This is a genomic window from Paenibacillus sp. S33 (assembly GCF_053615415.1).
On record NZ_JBSIEZ010000001.1, the window covers coordinates 5,401,849 to 5,418,405 of the forward strand.

Sequence of the window (16,557 nt, forward strand, 5' to 3'; positions counted from 1 at the left end):
TCTTAAATCCGTCAGTCATTTAACAAAAAAAACGGAGAACGCTCCCGCATCTTTGCTTGGGCGTTCTCCTCCTTTTCTTATCAATGAATGATTTCAAAAACTTTATCCTAGTGATGAATACGACGTTTGTTTCTCAAAATGTTGCGAATCATCTTGTGATTGGGGAGCTGCCTGAACAACATATGTCCGGGATGCGGATTGGCCTCGATAATCCAGATTTGACCGCTCTTTTCAATAGCAAGATCGATACCCAGCTCGCGAACCGGATGATTTTTATTTATCGTGTCGGCAATGATTCTAGAAAGCTCGATGATCTGGTCCAGAATCTCTTTCATTTTTATTCTGTCATTTTTAAAGACCCTTAAAAGCACTTTGGACAACGGCGCCGCATGTCCTCCCTTCCGATAGTTGGTAACGACTTTTCGAGGTGCAGCGACACGACCGGTTATTCCTGAAATGACCCATTCCGATTCCGGCTTCTGCATGTACACTCTGGCATCAAAAATGGAACCTTTGTACTTGGCTAGCTTAAGTCCTTGCTGTACCAAATAACGACGATGAGGTCTCCGATAGGTTCTAACTGCTCTTCTTACGGCGTGGGATCTAACGACTCTGCGACTGGAGCCACAACGAACCTCATATTTCCTCCCCAGCTTTTTCGCACGTATGATGCCAGTTCCTCCACTCCCATAATTAGGCTTGATAAAGACTGTGCGATAGGTATCCAGCATCCGTAAAGTCCTTGCATTACTGATCCAGCGGGTTTCGGGCAAGTGAGAACGTAAAATGGGATGTTGTTGCATTTCCTTGTATTGAATCATCTTTCCAATGGGCACGAATATCCCTCGATTCTGTTGGGTTTTTGCACACATTACATGAATATGCATCTATATTCTATCTTGGTAACGGCGAATGCCACAGTTTGCTATGAAAGAGGCAAATCTCCTACTTTCTTTAAGGCGAGTCTTCTTTGATTTCAAGAGAGAGATGGACAATGTGTTCTGCATGACGAAGTTATTGTAAATACCTATAAAGTTGATCCTAATAATATATTAGACCAATAATGATTCTGGATATATGATGTATTAAATAATAACGTGAGGAGGAACGTTAACATGTCTATTTATGATTTTCAAGCAACCTCAATTAACGGGAAACCGATTGAATTCTCAGACTACAGAGGAAAGGTTCTCCTCATTGTAAACACAGCCAGCAAGTGTAGCTTCTCCAGTCAATTCGCGGATCTGCAGAGGCTCTACGAGAGACGGAGGGAACAAGGCTTTGAAATCCTCGCGTTTCCTTGTAACCAATTCAATGAAAAAGAGCCAGGTAGCAATTCGGAGGTTCAGGGATTCTGTCAAATTAACCATGGAGTAACCTTCCCGCTCTTTGAGAAGACGGATGTAAGAGGCTCATCTCCTCATCCTTTATTTCAATATCTGACCCAACAGGCACCGTTTCAAGGCTTCGATACCCAAACCAAAGACGGTCAATGGATGGAGGATTTCCTGCGGGATAAGTATCCAGAAATATACGCTGGCGACGGTATCAAGTGGAATTTTTCTAAATTCTTGGTCGATCGCGATGGCCAGGTAAAAGGAAGGTTTGAAGTAACAACGGAACCCTGCACCATTGATCCTGTCATCGAATCGCTATTGTAGTTTTTCTGTTCATTTCTTTGGATTCTTAAAAAAAAGAGTATCAAATGACAAAAATGAATATTTGTCATTTGATACTCTTTGTGTTATCCTGACTTCAAGGAGGTGACTCACACGGCACTTGACCGTGTCCCTATGGAAAAATCCTCAGATGTGCTAACCAAGGAACAGATTCTCATTGCTACTGAAGACACACTTAGGCGTTTTGGTGTAGCCAAAACCTCCGTAACCGATGTTGCCAAAGTATTGGGAGTAAGTCATGGCACCATTTACCGACACTTTAAAAGTAAGGCCGAGCTTCTTGAAGGCGTGACCGAGAAATGGCTGAACGAAAAGATTATTGGCCCGTTAACGGAGGTCTGTCAGAATTCATCTATACTGGGAACGCCACATTTAAAACGATATATACAGACCTTGGTTGAACTCAAACAGTATTATGCTCGCGACGACGAGGAAATGTTCGAGATGTATACGAGGGTCACCGAGCAAGCCGCTGATTTAATCGACCAGCATATCGCCCACATTGTGGATCATCTCGCTGATATCATTGCACGCGGGGACATCATATCAGATCAGCCAGCCCAACTGGCGCGTACCCTTTTCTATGCCACAGCCCGCTTTCATCACCCCGCTCATGCTTACGAATGGAAGAGCCCTGTGATTAATCAGGAGTTTTCGGATGTGTGGACGCTTTTAGAAAAAGGAATCACTTAAAATAGATATGGAAAGCAGGGCTGAACACATATGAAGCATTTGGACGGAAAAACAGCAATTATCACCGGGTCCTCCAGAGGGATTGGACGTGCCATTGCCGAGCAACTGGCTGATCTAGGCGCTAATGTAGTCATCAATTATGCCAGCAGTCCGGACAAAGCCCAAGAAGTCGTCGAGAGCATTATCCAAAAAGGCGGCAAAGCCATAGCACTTTACGCTGATCTGGGAAAAATGAGTGATATTGAAGCATTATTTACAAATACGATTGCTGAATTTGGTAAAGTGGATATTCTGGTTAACAACGCTGGGCTGATGATCACCCAACCTCTGGCTGAGGTAACCGAAGTTGATTTTGACAAACAATTCGCACTGAATGTAAAGGGCACTTTCTTTGCCTGTCAGCAAGCCATGAAATATATGGAGGACTACGGAAGAATTGTGAACCTGTCCACATCCGTAATCGGACAAATGTTCCCGGCATATAGCGTATACGCAGGTACCAAGGGCGCAGTGGAGCAATTTACACGTCAGCTAGCCAAGGAGTTCGGAAGCAAGCAAATTACGATCAACGCCGTGGCTCCCGGTCCTGTGAACACCGAGCTTTTCCAAGCAGGAAAAACCGAGCAGCAAATCGAAGGCATGAAAAAAATGAATGCTATGGGTCGGCTCGGCGAACCGGAAGATATCGCTGATGTGATTGAGTTCCTGGTCAGCGCCAAATCACAGTGGGTTACCGGGCAGACGATCCGCGTCAATGGCGGGTTCATCTAAAAAGCTGGAATACATGGAATGGAGGCTGTTTACGTTCATGATATTACACAAAGGCGAGACCTTATTTCGACAAGGAGAATCGGGTCCTTTATATCACTTAAAGAGCGGCTTGTTAAAAATTGTCCGAGTCCATGAAGACGGCTCGCAAATTTTAGTTAATGTGATTGTGCCCGATGAAATCATTCCGCACCACTCCCTGATCAGCCCCAATCCTTATTATGGTACAGCGGTGGCGTTGGTAACCTCTGAGATTGGGGTTTTGTCGCAAAAAGAATGGTATCTAAAGCTGGAGCAAGACCCAGCTCAATGTCGGGAGATCGCTTTGCAGCTACAGGACAAATTGCGCATGATGCAGCAACGAATTGACCAGCTCACCGAGGTGTCACCTGCCGAGAAGCTTCGGAAGCTTCAACGCTGGTTCCACTCCTACATCGCACCCGCCACGTTAACGGACGTGCTGACGCAGGAGGAAATCGGCCAGTTTATAGGGCTGCGTCGGGAGACGATTAATCGGCTATTGCGTGCTTCAAGCGCTCCTTCTGCAAAAGATGATGACGATAATGCATCTCGATGAGTGAAAACCACTCTCCAGCATTCAGCGCGCCGAAACTGGGATGAGAGACGGTAGACGGCCCTGTTGATTTCCCAACGGTTGGCTCAATCTCTCTCATCTTGCGGATCACGACGTTTAATCCCTCCACAATTTCTTCTTTGCTAGTGGGTTGTTGGGGAGTGTACTGCGGGGATGGTGGAACTTGGATACGCATTGGTAGAAAGCTCCCCAGATTAAAAATGGCCGTGCCTGCCTCCGTTTTAACTCCGGTCTCCCCATTAGGCTGTAGACAAAGATCAATGTTCTTAAGATGCATATACAGTGCAGAGTTCACCAAATGAAGATACATTTGTCCAAGCGACCATTGACCCTCCTGAGGTGTGTACTGCAGTTGCTCCAAGCTAAAGCTGTCCAATTCAAGAAGATAGTGTTGTGCCGTTTCTTCGAAACGCTGTAATGTTTCAGTTGTATTCATATATTAATAATTGCCCCTCTCTATCAAAGTAACTTTACTATACAAAAATGCTACTGACAGCATTATGTCAGTAGCATCAGGCTGTCGAGAAACCCCCTGTTTTTTTAATGAGGTTTAAAATGGTCATTTTGATCAATTAAAAATGGGTCCTCAGATCGTTTTAAATCGATTTTTGTTTTAAAAGTTGAGTCTCCCCAAATAAAAAATAAAGTGCCGGAAAGTCCTTTGGACTTTCTCGACACTCTGATGCTACTGACAGCATTATGTCAGTAGCATTTCAACATTTTTTCCACTTCTGTACGTATCCGCTCCCGGAGCGACTCAGGCTCCAGCACAACCATATCCGCGCCCCATCCAATTACCCATTGCAGTAATTCCTCCGGCTGTCTGACGCGGAAGAGTATATGCAGTCCATCTGCACGCTCCTCTATGGCCTCCATATAAAAGTTGTTCGCTTCCTTCACCTTATCTGCGATATCCGAACGTGCTAGTATGCGAACAGTTACATGACGGTCATCGGTTTGCTTGTAATCCTGCAAATGAAAATCGACAGGCAACTGAAACCTGTCCTCCAGCACGATAAGCTCGTCCATACGTGACAGACGGAAATGGCGAAGCTGCTGCCTCAATTCACATTGCCCAATTAACACCCAAGAACCACGGAGCAGGACAAGACCATAAGGAGCGACCACACGTACACTTTGACGATTCCCGTCAGCCTCTGGCATTCTTTTGGAGTAGCCAAACTGTACTTTCCGTTTTTCCAATACAGCGAGACGCAGCGTTTCCAAATAGGTTTTCTCTCTATGGTTTGCTCCTTCACCCACCGCGAGCAGTCTGATGGTCTTACGCACCCGGGAGACTTCCCTGCGGACGCTCTCCGGTAATATAGCTTCAATCTTCCTGCGGGAGGTTTGCGCCTTGATGCCGTAGTCTGCATCAAATTTTTGTTCGACAAAATCCGTTCCGATTAGCAACGCCACAGCCTCTTCTGCGGTAAAGCTCAAGGGGGGCAGGAAGTACCCCTCCATCAAGGAATATCCAATGCCCGGTGCTCCTACAATCGGTACGCCCGATTCACTTAGAGCCTGAACATCCCGATAGATGGTCCTCACACTCGTTTCGAATATGGCTGCCAAATCCTCGGCTCGTACAATATCCTTACGCTGCAACTCTAGCAAGATCGCTAGCATACGATCTGTTTTATTCATGCCACGGCCCCTCTCTGGAAGGATCAAAAATGCAGAAATACAAAAAAGCAATAAGGACAGTACAGTCACTGCGACTTATTGCTCTTTTTTCATATGGAAGTTACTCCATTACTTAAAAAATACTTTTTCGACGTTATATTTAGCCTTTTGTGAATTGATGATGTAGGTTTCATAAATTTCTCGCTCTACTGCATCTTCCACAATACAAACCTCAATAATCGCTACTTCGTTCCGCTTGTCCTTGATCGGCGATACGGTATCTTCAAAATGCTTTTTGATTCTTTGTCTCAGCTTTCTTGCTTTACCAACAAACAGCAATTCCTCCTGTGTGTTGTAGAACATAAAGATACCAGCCTTATCTCTAGGGATCAGGTGAAAGTCGGTAAATCCGTAAATATGGCTGAGCTCAGGGTTAGCCTGTTTGGTAATCGTGATATCCGGAGTTGGAATTGTTATATTAATCACTATGTCACTTCCTCATTCTATATAGGTGTAAATATTATCACAAATCCTGCGGTAACACCATTTAATAATCCTTGCCCCATCACAAGACAGATCGGTAGAAATTTTATAATTTACCTACTATGCGAGTACGTCGGTTTCCGTTACAATATGTCAGTGTGATTCTGGCATCGGCAGATTGACGCGTACTTGAACATTATTGGAGGCTCCTATTTTTTTATGCAAAATGAATCTCATTCTAACGTAAAAATCATAACGGCCGATCCGAGTGCGATCGGCCTGTTTGGCTTGGCTATTGTAACGCTTGTGGCTTCATCCCAAAAGCTTGGTCTCACTGAAGGCTTAAGCTTCATCATCCCTTGGGCTATATTTCTCGGTGCTTTTGCACAGCTGTTTGCCTCCATTCAGGATGCAAAACATAACAACACCTTCGGCATGACGGCATTTGGTGCTTACGCCTTCTTCTGGTTGGCCGTAGCCAGTAGCTGGATGATTAAAATGGGAGTATTCGGCTCAGAGCTGGCATCTGCTGTAGATGGCAAACAGCTCGGCTTTGCCTTTGCGGGCTATCTCATCTTTACGCTTTTCATGACCATTGGAGCGATGGAGACGCATAAGGTTTTATTCTTTATTTTTGTGTTGATTGATTTTCTGTTCCTCGGTCTTAGCTTCGATGCATTTGGCGTTGCCCCAGAGGTGTTCCATACCATCGCCGCTTATGCTGAAATGGGCATTGGTCTGCTCTCGCTGTATGGTACAGGAGCTGCCGTTCTGAATGCTCATTTTGGCCGTACATTTCTGCCCGTCGGGCGTCCTTTCGGCATTTTCAAGCCACGTCCTTAGCTGTATATGTAAACCCACAAAGCCGCCTTTCGCGCCGATCCGCGTTAAGGACGGCTTTGGGGATATAAGGATGGAATTACTCGGCTTGCTACTAGATGCTGCTTATTAAAGTTAACTTGAAGTCAAGTGCTGCCTTGTGTCGCTGTATCTGAACTAAACTGCCAAGTACAATATTGGTATAATAACAAAGTGAAAGGAGATGATATCGTGAGAAAACGGCTGAACAATGGAGTTAATTGCACGCCGACTAAAGGCTGTCCGGTGGAAGTAACCTTAAGCATTATCGGCGGAAAGTGGAAAGGAATCATTCTGTACGAATTGCTGGGTGGAACTAAGCGGTTTCAAGAACTGCGGCGGGCACTTCCCACGGCCACTCAAAAAATGCTGACCCTCCAACTGAGAGAGTTAGAAGCAGACGGTCTCATTCACCGCGAAGTTCATCACCTTGTTCCGCCTAAAGTGGAATACTCGCTAAGCCCGCTCGGAGCTTCGCTTGAGTCAATACTCACCCAAATGAAGGCTTGGGGAGAACGATTTCAGGCCGAACATCATCTCTCCGACTTTTCAAACCTGAAATAACGAACCGGTGTAATAAATGAAACTGAGGATAAAAAAAGTGCCTAATTTACAATCTCCGCGTGTCGGATTAAGCTAAAAATGCTCGCCGGCGAAATCCTAGGACGTATGATCACCGTCCGACATACAGAGGAGAATGGATATGAGCGCATATGTTATCGTAGATATAAAAGTAGAGGAAGAAGCTGTTTTCAAACAATACGCAGAGCTAGCAGATGCGCTGCTGCAGAAAGTGCCGGGATTCCGCAACCTTACGCTAGATCCACAGCCCGAGACACTGGAAGGCACATGGAAGCCGTCAATAGTCGTAGTTCACGAATTCCCGACTTACGAGGCTGCCAAGCAGTTCTATTATTCCGATGACTACGCCCCCTTAATTAAGCTGCGCCAATCAGGAACTCAAGCTAATGTTATTCTGGTTAACGGAAGAGCATAACTCCTGTTCTGCTACTTTTCATATACTAGGACAATTCGCACTCGAATTAGGTAACTAGCTTATCTAATTTCATAGTCATTCAATAAAACAAACTGCTACGTCCTTAATAGGACGTAGCAGTTTTTTTTCCAGTACAACGTAAAAAATGTAACCGTACACCTTCGCCAGCATCTTGTTCTCCCCCGGATGAAGGTAACACCGCTCCATAAAATTATAGAGTGTCCCCTGCGACAGGCTTCAACGTTTTCTCCGCCATTCTGTCGAGTGTCCAGACTAGTCCCCCCACGGCAAGAGTGGCGATGACCGCCATAATTGCAGTTCCGCCGACATGCAGCAGCAGCACGGGAACCCACAGCAGTCCAAGTATACGATGGATGGTTCGCATCCACTTGTTGCGTACTTTATTAATATAGAAGCCGTACCCGGAGATAGCCAGTATAATAGCAAAGGCTGCTAGACCGGAGTAGGTTTTGTGATCTTGAAATTTGGTAATCAGGAAATAGACACCATGAACGGCAATAAGAATCAAGGTCGCCCAACCCAGCAGTTTATGCAAGGAGTGAAACAACTTTCCGGCCTTTCGAACCAGCATTGACGGCGATCTCAGTTTCTTCTTAAACCAGAACCAACAGAAAGAGGCCGCCCCAAGAAAAACGGAGATCGTACCCAAGGTATTAAATATTTCCCCGTTTCCCCCACCACCTTTTCCGCCGGGACGTCCGCCCATGTGTCCTGGTACATTGCCACCTCCCGGAGGTCGCATGCCAGGCTTGCCGCCGGAAACCGAGGACATGTAGTAATAGTAGATTATGAGTAGAGCTGCTACCGTAACTGCGATGATAGCCGGAATCCAGACCTTCCTTCTCATTTTTGTTTTCATTAGTTATGCATCCTCCCCGGGAAAATTGCCTTGATTGTACCCGGTCAAGCTGAAAACAAGATGAAAGCTGGCTGAAAGTATCCCTTTTTAGGGTATATAAAATCATACAATGATAACAATGTATACAATAATTGTAATCAAAGGGGTGCTTGTGAAAATGACACAAGGCGAATCTCGTACCACATTTCCGCAATTTCCCGAATCATATTGGTTAGCTTCAACTGACATCCCCAACTTTCCCAAGCTTAGTGAAGATATTCAGGTGGATGTTGCCATTGTAGGTGCGGGGATTACTGGTATTACCACTGCTTATTTACTTTCTAAAAAAGGACTAAACGTCGCAGTCGTCGACGCAGGGCGGATACTTCATGGAACAACGGGCCATACGACCGCCAAAATTACCGCACAACATGATTTGATCTACAGCGAGTTTCTTTCACATTTTGGCAAGGAAAAAACCCGGCTCTATTACGAAGCCAACCGTGATGCTCTTCAATTTATCAGACAAACGGTAGAAGAGTATCATATCGATTGTCAATTTACAGAAGAAGATGCCTACGTTTATACATGTGCGGATACGCTTGTGGAAAAAATCAACGACGAATATAAAGCTTACAAGGAACTTGGCATCCCGGGAAGTTATGTCGAACAAACGCCTCTGCCCTTTTCAACTAAAGCAGCTATTATGATGGAAAACCAAGCTCAGTTTAATCCGATTCCTTTCTTAAGGTATCTAGCCAATCAAGTCATCCGGCAAGGCGGGAAGATTTATGAGCAGACCACCGTTGTGGGTGTGGATAAGGGAACCCCCTCCATTATTAATACAAGCGACGAGCACAAAATCACCTGCAACTATGTCGTATCCTCCTCGCATTTTCCGTTCAATGATCCAAACAGTCTTTATTTTGCGCGATTGCATGCCGAGCGGTCTTATGTACTAGCTGTCAAGACGGACAAAACCTATCCGGGTGGTATGTACCTTAGTGCGGAAACCCCCAAACGCTCGCTTCGCTCTGTACTAATAAATGGTGAACCGATGGTTATCGTCGGTGGGGAAGGCCACAAAACGGGACAAGGAATCTGTACTTTCCAGTACTATGAAGCTTTACAAAAGTTCGCAGAGCAAACCTTTGGATTAAAGGAGATCGTTTATCGCTGGTCGGCTCAAGACTTATATACACTAGACAAACTCCCTTATATTGGGCAGGAACTATCTAACACTTCTAACATCCTCGTTGCTACGGGGTATAGAAAATGGGGGATGACCACAAGTGTAGCGGCAGCTTTATTAAATACGAATCTGATTACCAGAGAGGAAAGCCCGTATCAGGATCTTTTCTCCCCTTCAAGATTTCATATGGACCCCGACATTAAAACATTTGTGACTCAAAATGCGAATGTGGCTAAACATTTGATTGCTGGGAAATTGGGGATCAACTACAAAAAAGCCGAAGAACTGCAGCACGACGAAGGGGCGGTCATTCGGGTGAACGGCAAAAGGGCGGGCGCATACCAAGACCCACAAGGAGCATTACACCTAGTGGACACAACATGCACCCATATGGGTTGCGAAGTCGAGTGGAATGAGGCGGAAAGAACATGGGATTGCCCTTGTCATGGCTCACGCTTTTCATATCAAGGCGAAGTCATTGAAGGTCCGGCCAAAAAATCGCTTGGCAAGGTTGAAGTCGGCAAGAGCCCTACATGAAGAGCTACACCCCGGTAACCCAACCTTTTCATAGCTCTGAATAAACATAGTTACGCTGGACAACATACCTTTGAGAATCATAAAAGAAAGGTGATCCTATGATAAGCCAACAGTCTGCATTAGCGGCGCATGAGTCCCTAGAGATCCACGAAGCGCTTAATTTTAAAACGTTATGCTTAGCTAAGTCCAAATTAATGCAGGGCTTGGTATTCGATCAAGAGCTAAAGGATTTAATGGAAAAAGATGTTCAGCAATCTATACAAGCTATTGCCGATTTGCAAGCATTGTATGTTAAAGCACCGTTTCAGGCACCTGTTCCAGAATTCCGTCCCACACCAATATTAAATTGAGGTGAATGATGTGACATTAGATCAGACCCAGTCCGCTAAAATGGATTATGTGGATCCAAAAAACTCATTAAATATGCCAGAAATGGCAGACATGACATTTGCAATGGACTTTCTTATTCGCGTCAAGGAAGGGGTTCGAAATACAGCCATAGCCTTGACGGAAACCGTCTCTCCAGATGCTAGAACTCTGTTGCGCGATCAATTGCATCAAGGCATCGCGTTTCATCAGGAAATCACTGATCTTATGGTACGAAAAAAATGGTTTCATCCCTATGATCTGCAAAAGCAGTATCAATTGGATCAACTATCAGCCAACAAGACGGTGGACATCAGTAAAATGAAACTGTTCCCAGACGATACCACCCGCAAGGGTATGTTTGATCGCACGCCGGACGAACATATGGGAGGAAACCAGGCATGAAAGCAGTGACCTACCAAGGTATCAAAAACGTTGTGGTTAAAGATGTTCCGGACCCGAGTATTCAAAAAGCCGATGATGCGATTATCAGACTGACAACAACCGCTATTTGTGGTTCAGATCTGCATCTCATTCATGGAATGATTCCGAATCTACAAGAGGATTATGTAATTGGGCATGAGCCGATGGGGGTTGTAGAAGAAGTCGGCAGCGGCGTAACCAACTTGAAAAAGGGAGACCGCGTGATCATTCCGTTCAACATAGCGTGCGGTGAATGCTTTTATTGTAAAAACCAATTGGAAAGCCAATGTGATCATTCTAATGAGCATGGAGAAATGGGCGGCTTTTTCGGCTATTCAGGAACAACCGGTGGATATCCGGGTGGACAAGCTGAATATTTACGTGTGCCTTTTGCCAACTTCACTCACTTCAAAATTCCGGAGAGTTGTGAACATCCTGACGAGAAGCTTTGCCTGATTGCTGATGCCATGACTACTGCATTTTGGAGCGTCGATAATGCCGGAGTGAAGAAGGGGGATACTGTCATTGTTATTGGCTGTGGGCCGGTAGGTCTGTTAGCGCAAAAGTTCGCCTGGTTCAAAGGGGCAAAACGAGTCATTGCGGCAGACTATCTGGATTATCGTCTGCAACACGCGAAGCGCACCAATCACGTGGAGATCGTTAATGTGGAATCGCAAGAAAACGTTGGCAACTACCTGAAGGAGATGACCAAAGGAGGCGCGGACGTAGTTATTGATTGCTCCGGCATGAGCGGTAAAATGTCTCCGCTGGAATCCTTGGCTTCTGGTCTCAAACTTCACGGTGGAGCTTTAGGAGGGTTGGTCATAGCCACACAAGCTGTCCGCAAAGGCGGGACCATTCAAGTTACCGGGGTATACGGCGGACGATATAACGGTTTTCCTTTGGGAGACATTTTTCAGCGAAATGTTAATTTACGTACGGGACAGGCTCCCGTTATTCACTATATGCCATATATGTATGAGCTGATTGATACGGGAAAGGTGGACCCAGGAGACGTTGTTACACACGTCATTCCGTTAAGCGACGCCAAACGTGGATATGAAATTTTCGATACCAGACAAGACAATTGCATCAAAGTGGTACTTAAACCTTAACTATATATTGGAGTATTGGAGGTAAACGTCATATGGTGTATGGCCTGCACGAAACCCTTGAAGTCCATGAACTGTCAGCGTTCAAAACAGTATGTCTTACCAAGTCCAAAACAATGCAAGCATTGATCTCTGATCCGACTCTCAAAGCTATATTACAGCAGGATGTTGACTTATCGACCCGCCAATTACAAGAACTCGGCACCCTCTTAGATCAAGCCAGTTCACAGGAGGTTAAGCCATGAATACACTATTGGAGCATTTGACCGGACTGCATACCTTAACGGACCAAGTCATTGCAGCTGATTTTCTGAACGCGGCCAAAAGCGGTGTGAGAAATTACGCTATGGCCGTAACAGAAGCGGGAACTCCAGAAATTAAGGCGATTCTTACAAAGCAACTGGATGAAGCTATTGATACGCATGAGCAAATTTCCACGTACATGATTGAACGCGGCTGGTATCACCCTTGGAACGTAAAAGAGCAGCTTTCGATGGATCTGCAAAATATCAATACTGCATTGCAAGCTCCCGTTTTGTAAAAAGAAAAAGTACGTCCTGCTAATCTATGAAACCCACAAAGCCGCCTTTCACGCCGATTCGCGTGAAAGACGGCTTTGGGTTTATCTCATTATCTTCATTATTCGGCTTGCCAATTTGGCATCCGCTCGGCCGGGTAACGAAGGCCTGCTGCCATTCCTTTGGGGATGATTGCGTTAATAGTCTCCATTTCTTCTGCGGACAAAACCACATCAACTGCTCCTGCATTTTCCTCTAAATACGTAACCCGCTTGGTTCCCGGAATCGGTACAATTCCCTCTTGCGCAAGCAGCCATGCCAACGCCAGTTGAGAAGGTTTGACCCCTTTTTGGGCAGCAAGGTCCTTAACATGCTGCACAAGATCCAGATTTTTCTGGAAATTCTCAGGTTGAAAACGTGGCACAGAGCGACGGAAATCATCTTCAGCAAAATCATCAAACTTCTGAATTTGCCCGCTCAAAAAACCGCGTCCAAGTGGACTGTAGGCCACAAATTCGATGCCCAGTTCCTTACACGTCGGTATAACTTCATCTTCTGCTTCCCTGCTCCATAAGGAGTATTCCGTTTGCAGGGCTGTAATCGGATGTACCTTGTGAGCGCGTCGAATGAGCCCCGGAGAAGCTTCGGACAGGCCCAAATAGCGGACTTTTCCCGCCTGAACCAGGTCACTCATCGCACCCACCGTTTCCTCAATAGGTACATTCGGATCGACACGGTGCTGGTAGTACAAATCAATCACATCTACTCCTAGTCTTTGCAGACTGCGGTCGCATGCCTCTTTTACATATTCGGGACGGCCACTTACACCCATAAATGCGCCATCTTCCCCACGCATAATAGAAAATTTAGTAGCTAACACTACTTCGTCACGGTGGCTCCGCAAAACTTGGCTTATCAGTTTTTCATTTTTCCCCACACCGTAGACATCGGCAGTATCCCAGAAGTTTATCCCTAGCTCCAGCGCACGATGAAGCGTTTTGATCGACTCCTGATCATTCAACTCACCGTAATATTCGGACATTCCCATGCAGCCCAGACCCAGTGCAGATACTTGAAGGTCGCTGTTACCCAGTTGTTTCTTTTTCAATTTGTATCACTCCTCAATTGTCAGAATAGTCATCGCATTTCCTAATCACTACGTCACATTCCGTATGTTACTACTTAAAGTTAACTTGAAGTCAAGCGTTGTCTGGTTTTGAAAGGGGAATTATTATGTATGAACAGAAGCGCTTCAGTAGCTTCTGGACGGTAGGGGAATTCATTTACAAAGCTAAGGCTTCTTCCGTAATCTTTTTGATATCAATGGATGAGGGCGTTTCTTCCTTGACCATATCGGGCAGGATATTTTCCAAAAAATAATTAACGCAGTGTAATTGAATATTCTTGATTTTCACAAGTGCATTACGGTACATGACTATAAATTCCTTTTCAGTATTTCCCCGCTGAAGCTCAGCAAATGCTTCGTACACCTGATCCATTTTGTCTGCAACTTCAAGGATTAAACCTTCTACAGAATCATCTTTACCTTCCCTTAGCTGCTTGCGAAAAATGGCTTTAAAATCCTCGGGAATATTCTCTTCAATAAAATACTCAACCATACCTTCTTCGACCTGCTGGATTAATAGCCGTAGTTCCTTAGAGGAATGCTTAACTGGCGTTTTGATGTCTCCAATAAAAATCTCCCCGTAATCATGACTGCTCGTAATCTCGTATAGCTTTTTCCAGTCAATACTGACACCATTTCTTTCTTCAATATCTGCTAGCGTTTTGGCATATTGCACCACTTTCCAGGAATGAGCCGATACGCTGTGTTCCTCAAATTTAAACTTACCCGGACAACGGATGATTCTTTCCAGTTCATTTAGCGACCGAAAATACGTGTGAATTCCCATCATTGCATCCATCCTTTAAAATATATGAGATAGTCAATATAAACCCACTATAAACCTCAACTATTAACAGTAGATTATCGCAATATCAAGTTGAGTCCACCATGTAGCACATACACAATTTTTGCTATACACTTTATAAAAGAGGAGTTTGCAAAATCCAATAAGCGACTGGAATCGAATTTTTTCAAAATCCTAAAAAAAGTAAAAAGTGGTGAAATCGTTGTTCAAAATCTTACTAATTGAAGATGATGAAACTTTGTTCCATGAAATGAAGGATCGGTTAACTCAATGGAACTATGATGTGTATGGCATCCATGACTTTAATAAAGTCATTCAGGAATTCACAACGATAAAACCTGATCTGATCGTGATAGATATTCAATTGCCGAAATTTGATGGGTTTCATTGGTGTCGAATGATTCGATCCCATTCTAACGTCCCCATCCTTTTCTTATCGTCACGGGATCATCCTACGGATATGGTGATGTCGATGCAGCTTGGAGCGGATGATTTTATCCAAAAACCGTTTCATTTTGATGTACTCATTGCAAAATTACAGGCGACACTCCGCCGCGTATATAATTACAATACAGAACCCGTCTCCCTGAAAACATGGTGTGGAGCGACGGTCGATTATGAAAAAAATGTAGTAGCCAATGAGGCTGGCTCCATCGAATTAACCAAGAACGAGATTTTTATTTTGAAGTTGCTAATCGAACAAAAAAATAAAATTGTCGCACGAGAGGAATTAATTAAAAGCCTCTGGGATGATGAACGTTTTGTCAGCGACAATACCCTGACCGTCAACTTGAACCGCCTGCGTAAAAAATTAGACGAGCTGGATTTGGGCCGTTTCATTGAAACGAAAGTCGGGCAAGGCTACATGGCTACAGAAGAGGCACCTTCCTATGATTAAAAAATATCTTATAGAGAGGCGGAGCTGGATTCTACTGTTTGTATGCCAGCAATTTCTGATCCTGTTCATTGCTTATGTGGATGCAGCAATTCCGTTAATGCCCATCCTTTATATCATCTTCTTATCCATGATGATTTTCTTGGTTTTTTTAATCATTCGCTATCCCAAGGAAACCAAATTCTATACAACACTAGAAGAATGGAGAAGCCCTCTTGAACTAACGGGTATAGGCGAACCGGAGAGTCCGTTTGAGCAAATCATTGAACAAAAAATCACTGACCAGACCGAACGGTTACAACAGATCATCTCGCAAAATCAATTGACACTTGAACATGAAAAAGATGAACTATTATCCTGGATTCATGAGGTGAAAACGCCTTTGACCACCATGCATTTGATGATTGAGCGGTTGGACGATAAGCCCCTAAAAGCTCAGTTAACCTATGAATGGCTACGAATCCACTTACTGCTGGATCAGCAGCTCCATCACAAACGCATATCCTTTATTGAAAATGATCTGTATGTCGAGCAAGTGAATTTAAAATCTCTGGTTTTTAATGAAATCAAAGCATTACAGTCATGGTGCATCCAAAAAGGGATCGGTTTTGACATCCAATTGGAGCACATGGAAGTGCTGAGTGATGCCAAATGGCTGGCCTTTATCATCAGACAGCTCTTAACTAATGCCATCAAATATAGCAATGCCAGTGATATTATCATTCACAGCTATGAACAGAGGGATCGAATACAGCTTGAGATCCAAGACTTTGGGCGCGGTATTGATCCGAAGGATATACCCCGTATTTTCGAGAAAGGTTTTACCTCCACAACCCAACATTCTGATCATACTTCAACGGGCATGGGGTTATATTTAACGAAAAAGGCAGCCCAGTCCTTGCTCATACATATAGATGTGCACTCCAAACCGAACGTGGGTACAACCTTCACTTTAATTTTTCCCAAACGAAATGATTTCGTGAGCATGGTGAGCATGTGACAGAGATGTCACATGCTTTTATGTA

At 44.5% G+C, this 16,557-nt stretch carries 22 protein-coding genes; 15 read left to right on the forward strand and 7 right to left on the reverse strand.

Annotated elements, in window-relative coordinates:
• Positions 1–107: 107 nt before the first annotated feature.
• Complete coding sequence (locus ACWGXJ_RS24510) at positions 108–836, reverse strand: YheC/YheD family protein (RefSeq protein WP_250260066.1); 729 nt, start codon at positions 834–836, stop codon at positions 108–110.
• Positions 837–1,115: 279 nt separating this feature from the next.
• On the opposite strand from ACWGXJ_RS24510, the gene ACWGXJ_RS24515 reads away from it, so the two are divergent.
• The 4 genes from ACWGXJ_RS24515 (at position 1,116) to ACWGXJ_RS24530 (ending at position 3,717) form a co-directional block, all read left to right on the forward strand.
• A complete protein-coding gene (locus ACWGXJ_RS24515) occupies positions 1,116–1,661 on the forward strand; it encodes a glutathione peroxidase (protein WP_250260065.1) in 546 nt (181 codons plus the stop codon).
• A 132-nt stretch (positions 1,662–1,793) separates the two neighbouring features.
• Complete coding sequence (locus ACWGXJ_RS24520) at positions 1,794–2,372, forward strand: TetR/AcrR family transcriptional regulator (RefSeq protein ID WP_061829804.1); 579 nt, start codon at positions 1,794–1,796, stop codon at positions 2,370–2,372.
• A 30-nt stretch (positions 2,373–2,402) separates the two neighbouring features.
• Positions 2,403–3,143, forward strand: coding sequence for an SDR family oxidoreductase (locus tag ACWGXJ_RS24525; protein WP_452567777.1), 741 nt, complete (start codon positions 2,403–2,405; stop codon positions 3,141–3,143).
• 37 nt (positions 3,144–3,180) lie between these two features.
• The gene (locus ACWGXJ_RS24530) at positions 3,181–3,717 is read left to right on the forward strand and encodes a Crp/Fnr family transcriptional regulator (RefSeq protein WP_069290701.1); all 537 of its coding nucleotides are present in this window, start codon (positions 3,181–3,183) and stop codon (positions 3,715–3,717) included.
• Here ACWGXJ_RS24530 and ACWGXJ_RS24535 read toward each other — a convergent pair.
• The 3 genes from ACWGXJ_RS24535 to ACWGXJ_RS24545 all read right to left on the reverse strand — a co-directional run bounded on the left by ACWGXJ_RS24535 (position 3,650) and on the right by ACWGXJ_RS24545 (position 5,847).
• A complete protein-coding gene (locus ACWGXJ_RS24535; RefSeq protein WP_452567778.1) occupies positions 3,650–4,171 on the reverse strand; it encodes a DinB family protein in 522 nt (173 codons plus the stop codon). The genes ACWGXJ_RS24530 and ACWGXJ_RS24535 overlap by 68 nt on opposite strands.
• A gap of 266 nt (positions 4,172–4,437) precedes the next feature.
• The gene (locus ACWGXJ_RS24540) at positions 4,438–5,382 is read right to left on the reverse strand and encodes a helix-turn-helix transcriptional regulator (RefSeq protein WP_452567779.1); all 945 of its coding nucleotides are present in this window, start codon (positions 5,380–5,382) and stop codon (positions 4,438–4,440) included.
• Between the two features lie 108 nt (positions 5,383–5,490).
• Positions 5,491–5,847, reverse strand: coding sequence for a nucleotide excision repair endonuclease (locus tag ACWGXJ_RS24545; protein ID WP_452567780.1), 357 nt, complete (start codon positions 5,845–5,847; stop codon positions 5,491–5,493).
• Positions 5,848–6,063: 216 nt separating this feature from the next.
• Between ACWGXJ_RS24545 and ACWGXJ_RS24550 the strand changes: the two genes are divergently transcribed.
• From ACWGXJ_RS24550 to ACWGXJ_RS24560, 3 genes are all read left to right on the forward strand, one after another.
• On the forward strand, positions 6,064–6,687 hold the full coding sequence (locus tag ACWGXJ_RS24550) for an acetate uptake transporter (RefSeq protein ID WP_069290703.1): 624 nt from the start codon (positions 6,064–6,066) through the stop codon (positions 6,685–6,687).
• 207 nt (positions 6,688–6,894) lie between these two features.
• Complete coding sequence (locus ACWGXJ_RS24555) at positions 6,895–7,266, forward strand: winged helix-turn-helix transcriptional regulator (RefSeq protein ID WP_452567781.1); 372 nt, start codon at positions 6,895–6,897, stop codon at positions 7,264–7,266.
• 139 nt (positions 7,267–7,405) lie between these two features.
• Complete coding sequence (locus ACWGXJ_RS24560) at positions 7,406–7,699, forward strand: DUF1330 domain-containing protein (RefSeq protein ID WP_016822569.1); 294 nt, start codon at positions 7,406–7,408, stop codon at positions 7,697–7,699.
• Positions 7,700–7,910: 211 nt separating this feature from the next.
• On the opposite strand, the gene ACWGXJ_RS24565 is transcribed toward ACWGXJ_RS24560, so the two are convergent.
• On the reverse strand, positions 7,911–8,579 hold the full coding sequence (locus ACWGXJ_RS24565; RefSeq protein WP_446675270.1) for a hypothetical protein: 669 nt from the start codon (positions 8,577–8,579) through the stop codon (positions 7,911–7,913).
• 157 nt (positions 8,580–8,736) lie between these two features.
• On the opposite strand from ACWGXJ_RS24565, the gene ACWGXJ_RS24570 reads away from it, so the two are divergent.
• From ACWGXJ_RS24570 to ACWGXJ_RS24595, 6 genes are all read left to right on the forward strand, one after another.
• On the forward strand, positions 8,737–10,287 hold the full coding sequence (locus ACWGXJ_RS24570) for an FAD-dependent oxidoreductase (protein ID WP_452567953.1): 1,551 nt from the start codon (positions 8,737–8,739) through the stop codon (positions 10,285–10,287).
• Between the two features lie 98 nt (positions 10,288–10,385).
• Complete coding sequence (locus ACWGXJ_RS24575; RefSeq protein ID WP_061829797.1) at positions 10,386–10,637, forward strand: hypothetical protein; 252 nt, start codon at positions 10,386–10,388, stop codon at positions 10,635–10,637.
• A gap of 40 nt (positions 10,638–10,677) precedes the next feature.
• Positions 10,678–11,058, forward strand: coding sequence for a spore coat protein (locus tag ACWGXJ_RS24580; RefSeq protein WP_250262153.1), 381 nt, complete (start codon positions 10,678–10,680; stop codon positions 11,056–11,058).
• Positions 11,055–12,191, forward strand: coding sequence for a zinc-dependent alcohol dehydrogenase (locus ACWGXJ_RS24585; RefSeq protein WP_250260059.1), 1,137 nt, complete (start codon positions 11,055–11,057; stop codon positions 12,189–12,191). Before ACWGXJ_RS24580 ends, ACWGXJ_RS24585 begins: the two co-directional genes overlap by 4 nt.
• A 32-nt stretch (positions 12,192–12,223) precedes the next feature.
• Positions 12,224–12,433, forward strand: a complete 210-nt coding sequence (locus ACWGXJ_RS24590) for a hypothetical protein (protein ID WP_238807980.1) — start codon at positions 12,224–12,226, stop codon at positions 12,431–12,433.
• Positions 12,430–12,729 (forward strand): spore coat protein, encoded by a 300-nt coding sequence (locus ACWGXJ_RS24595; protein ID WP_025719163.1) that lies wholly within the window; start codon positions 12,430–12,432, stop codon positions 12,727–12,729. Before ACWGXJ_RS24590 ends, ACWGXJ_RS24595 begins: the two co-directional genes overlap by 4 nt.
• A gap of 98 nt (positions 12,730–12,827) precedes the next feature.
• Here the strand turns inward: ACWGXJ_RS24595 and ACWGXJ_RS24600 are convergent, their stop codons facing one another.
• On the reverse strand, positions 12,828–13,814 hold the full coding sequence (locus tag ACWGXJ_RS24600) for an aldo/keto reductase (RefSeq protein WP_028540908.1): 987 nt from the start codon (positions 13,812–13,814) through the stop codon (positions 12,828–12,830).
• Positions 13,815–13,989: 175 nt separating this feature from the next.
• A complete protein-coding gene (locus ACWGXJ_RS24605; protein WP_069290707.1) occupies positions 13,990–14,619 on the reverse strand; it encodes a YfbR-like 5'-deoxynucleotidase in 630 nt (209 codons plus the stop codon).
• A gap of 220 nt (positions 14,620–14,839) precedes the next feature.
• Here ACWGXJ_RS24605 and ACWGXJ_RS24610 point away from each other — a divergent pair, with 220 nt between their 5' ends.
• Positions 14,840–15,535 carry a response regulator transcription factor gene (locus ACWGXJ_RS24610; protein WP_250260057.1) on the forward strand — a complete coding sequence of 232 codons (696 nt, stop codon included), beginning with the start codon at positions 14,840–14,842 and terminating at the stop codon, positions 15,533–15,535.
• A complete protein-coding gene (locus ACWGXJ_RS24615) occupies positions 15,528–16,532 on the forward strand; it encodes a sensor histidine kinase (RefSeq protein WP_452567782.1) in 1,005 nt (334 codons plus the stop codon). The genes ACWGXJ_RS24610 and ACWGXJ_RS24615 overlap by 8 nt, the downstream gene beginning before the upstream one ends.
• The last annotated feature ends 25 nt before the right edge of the window (positions 16,533–16,557 follow it).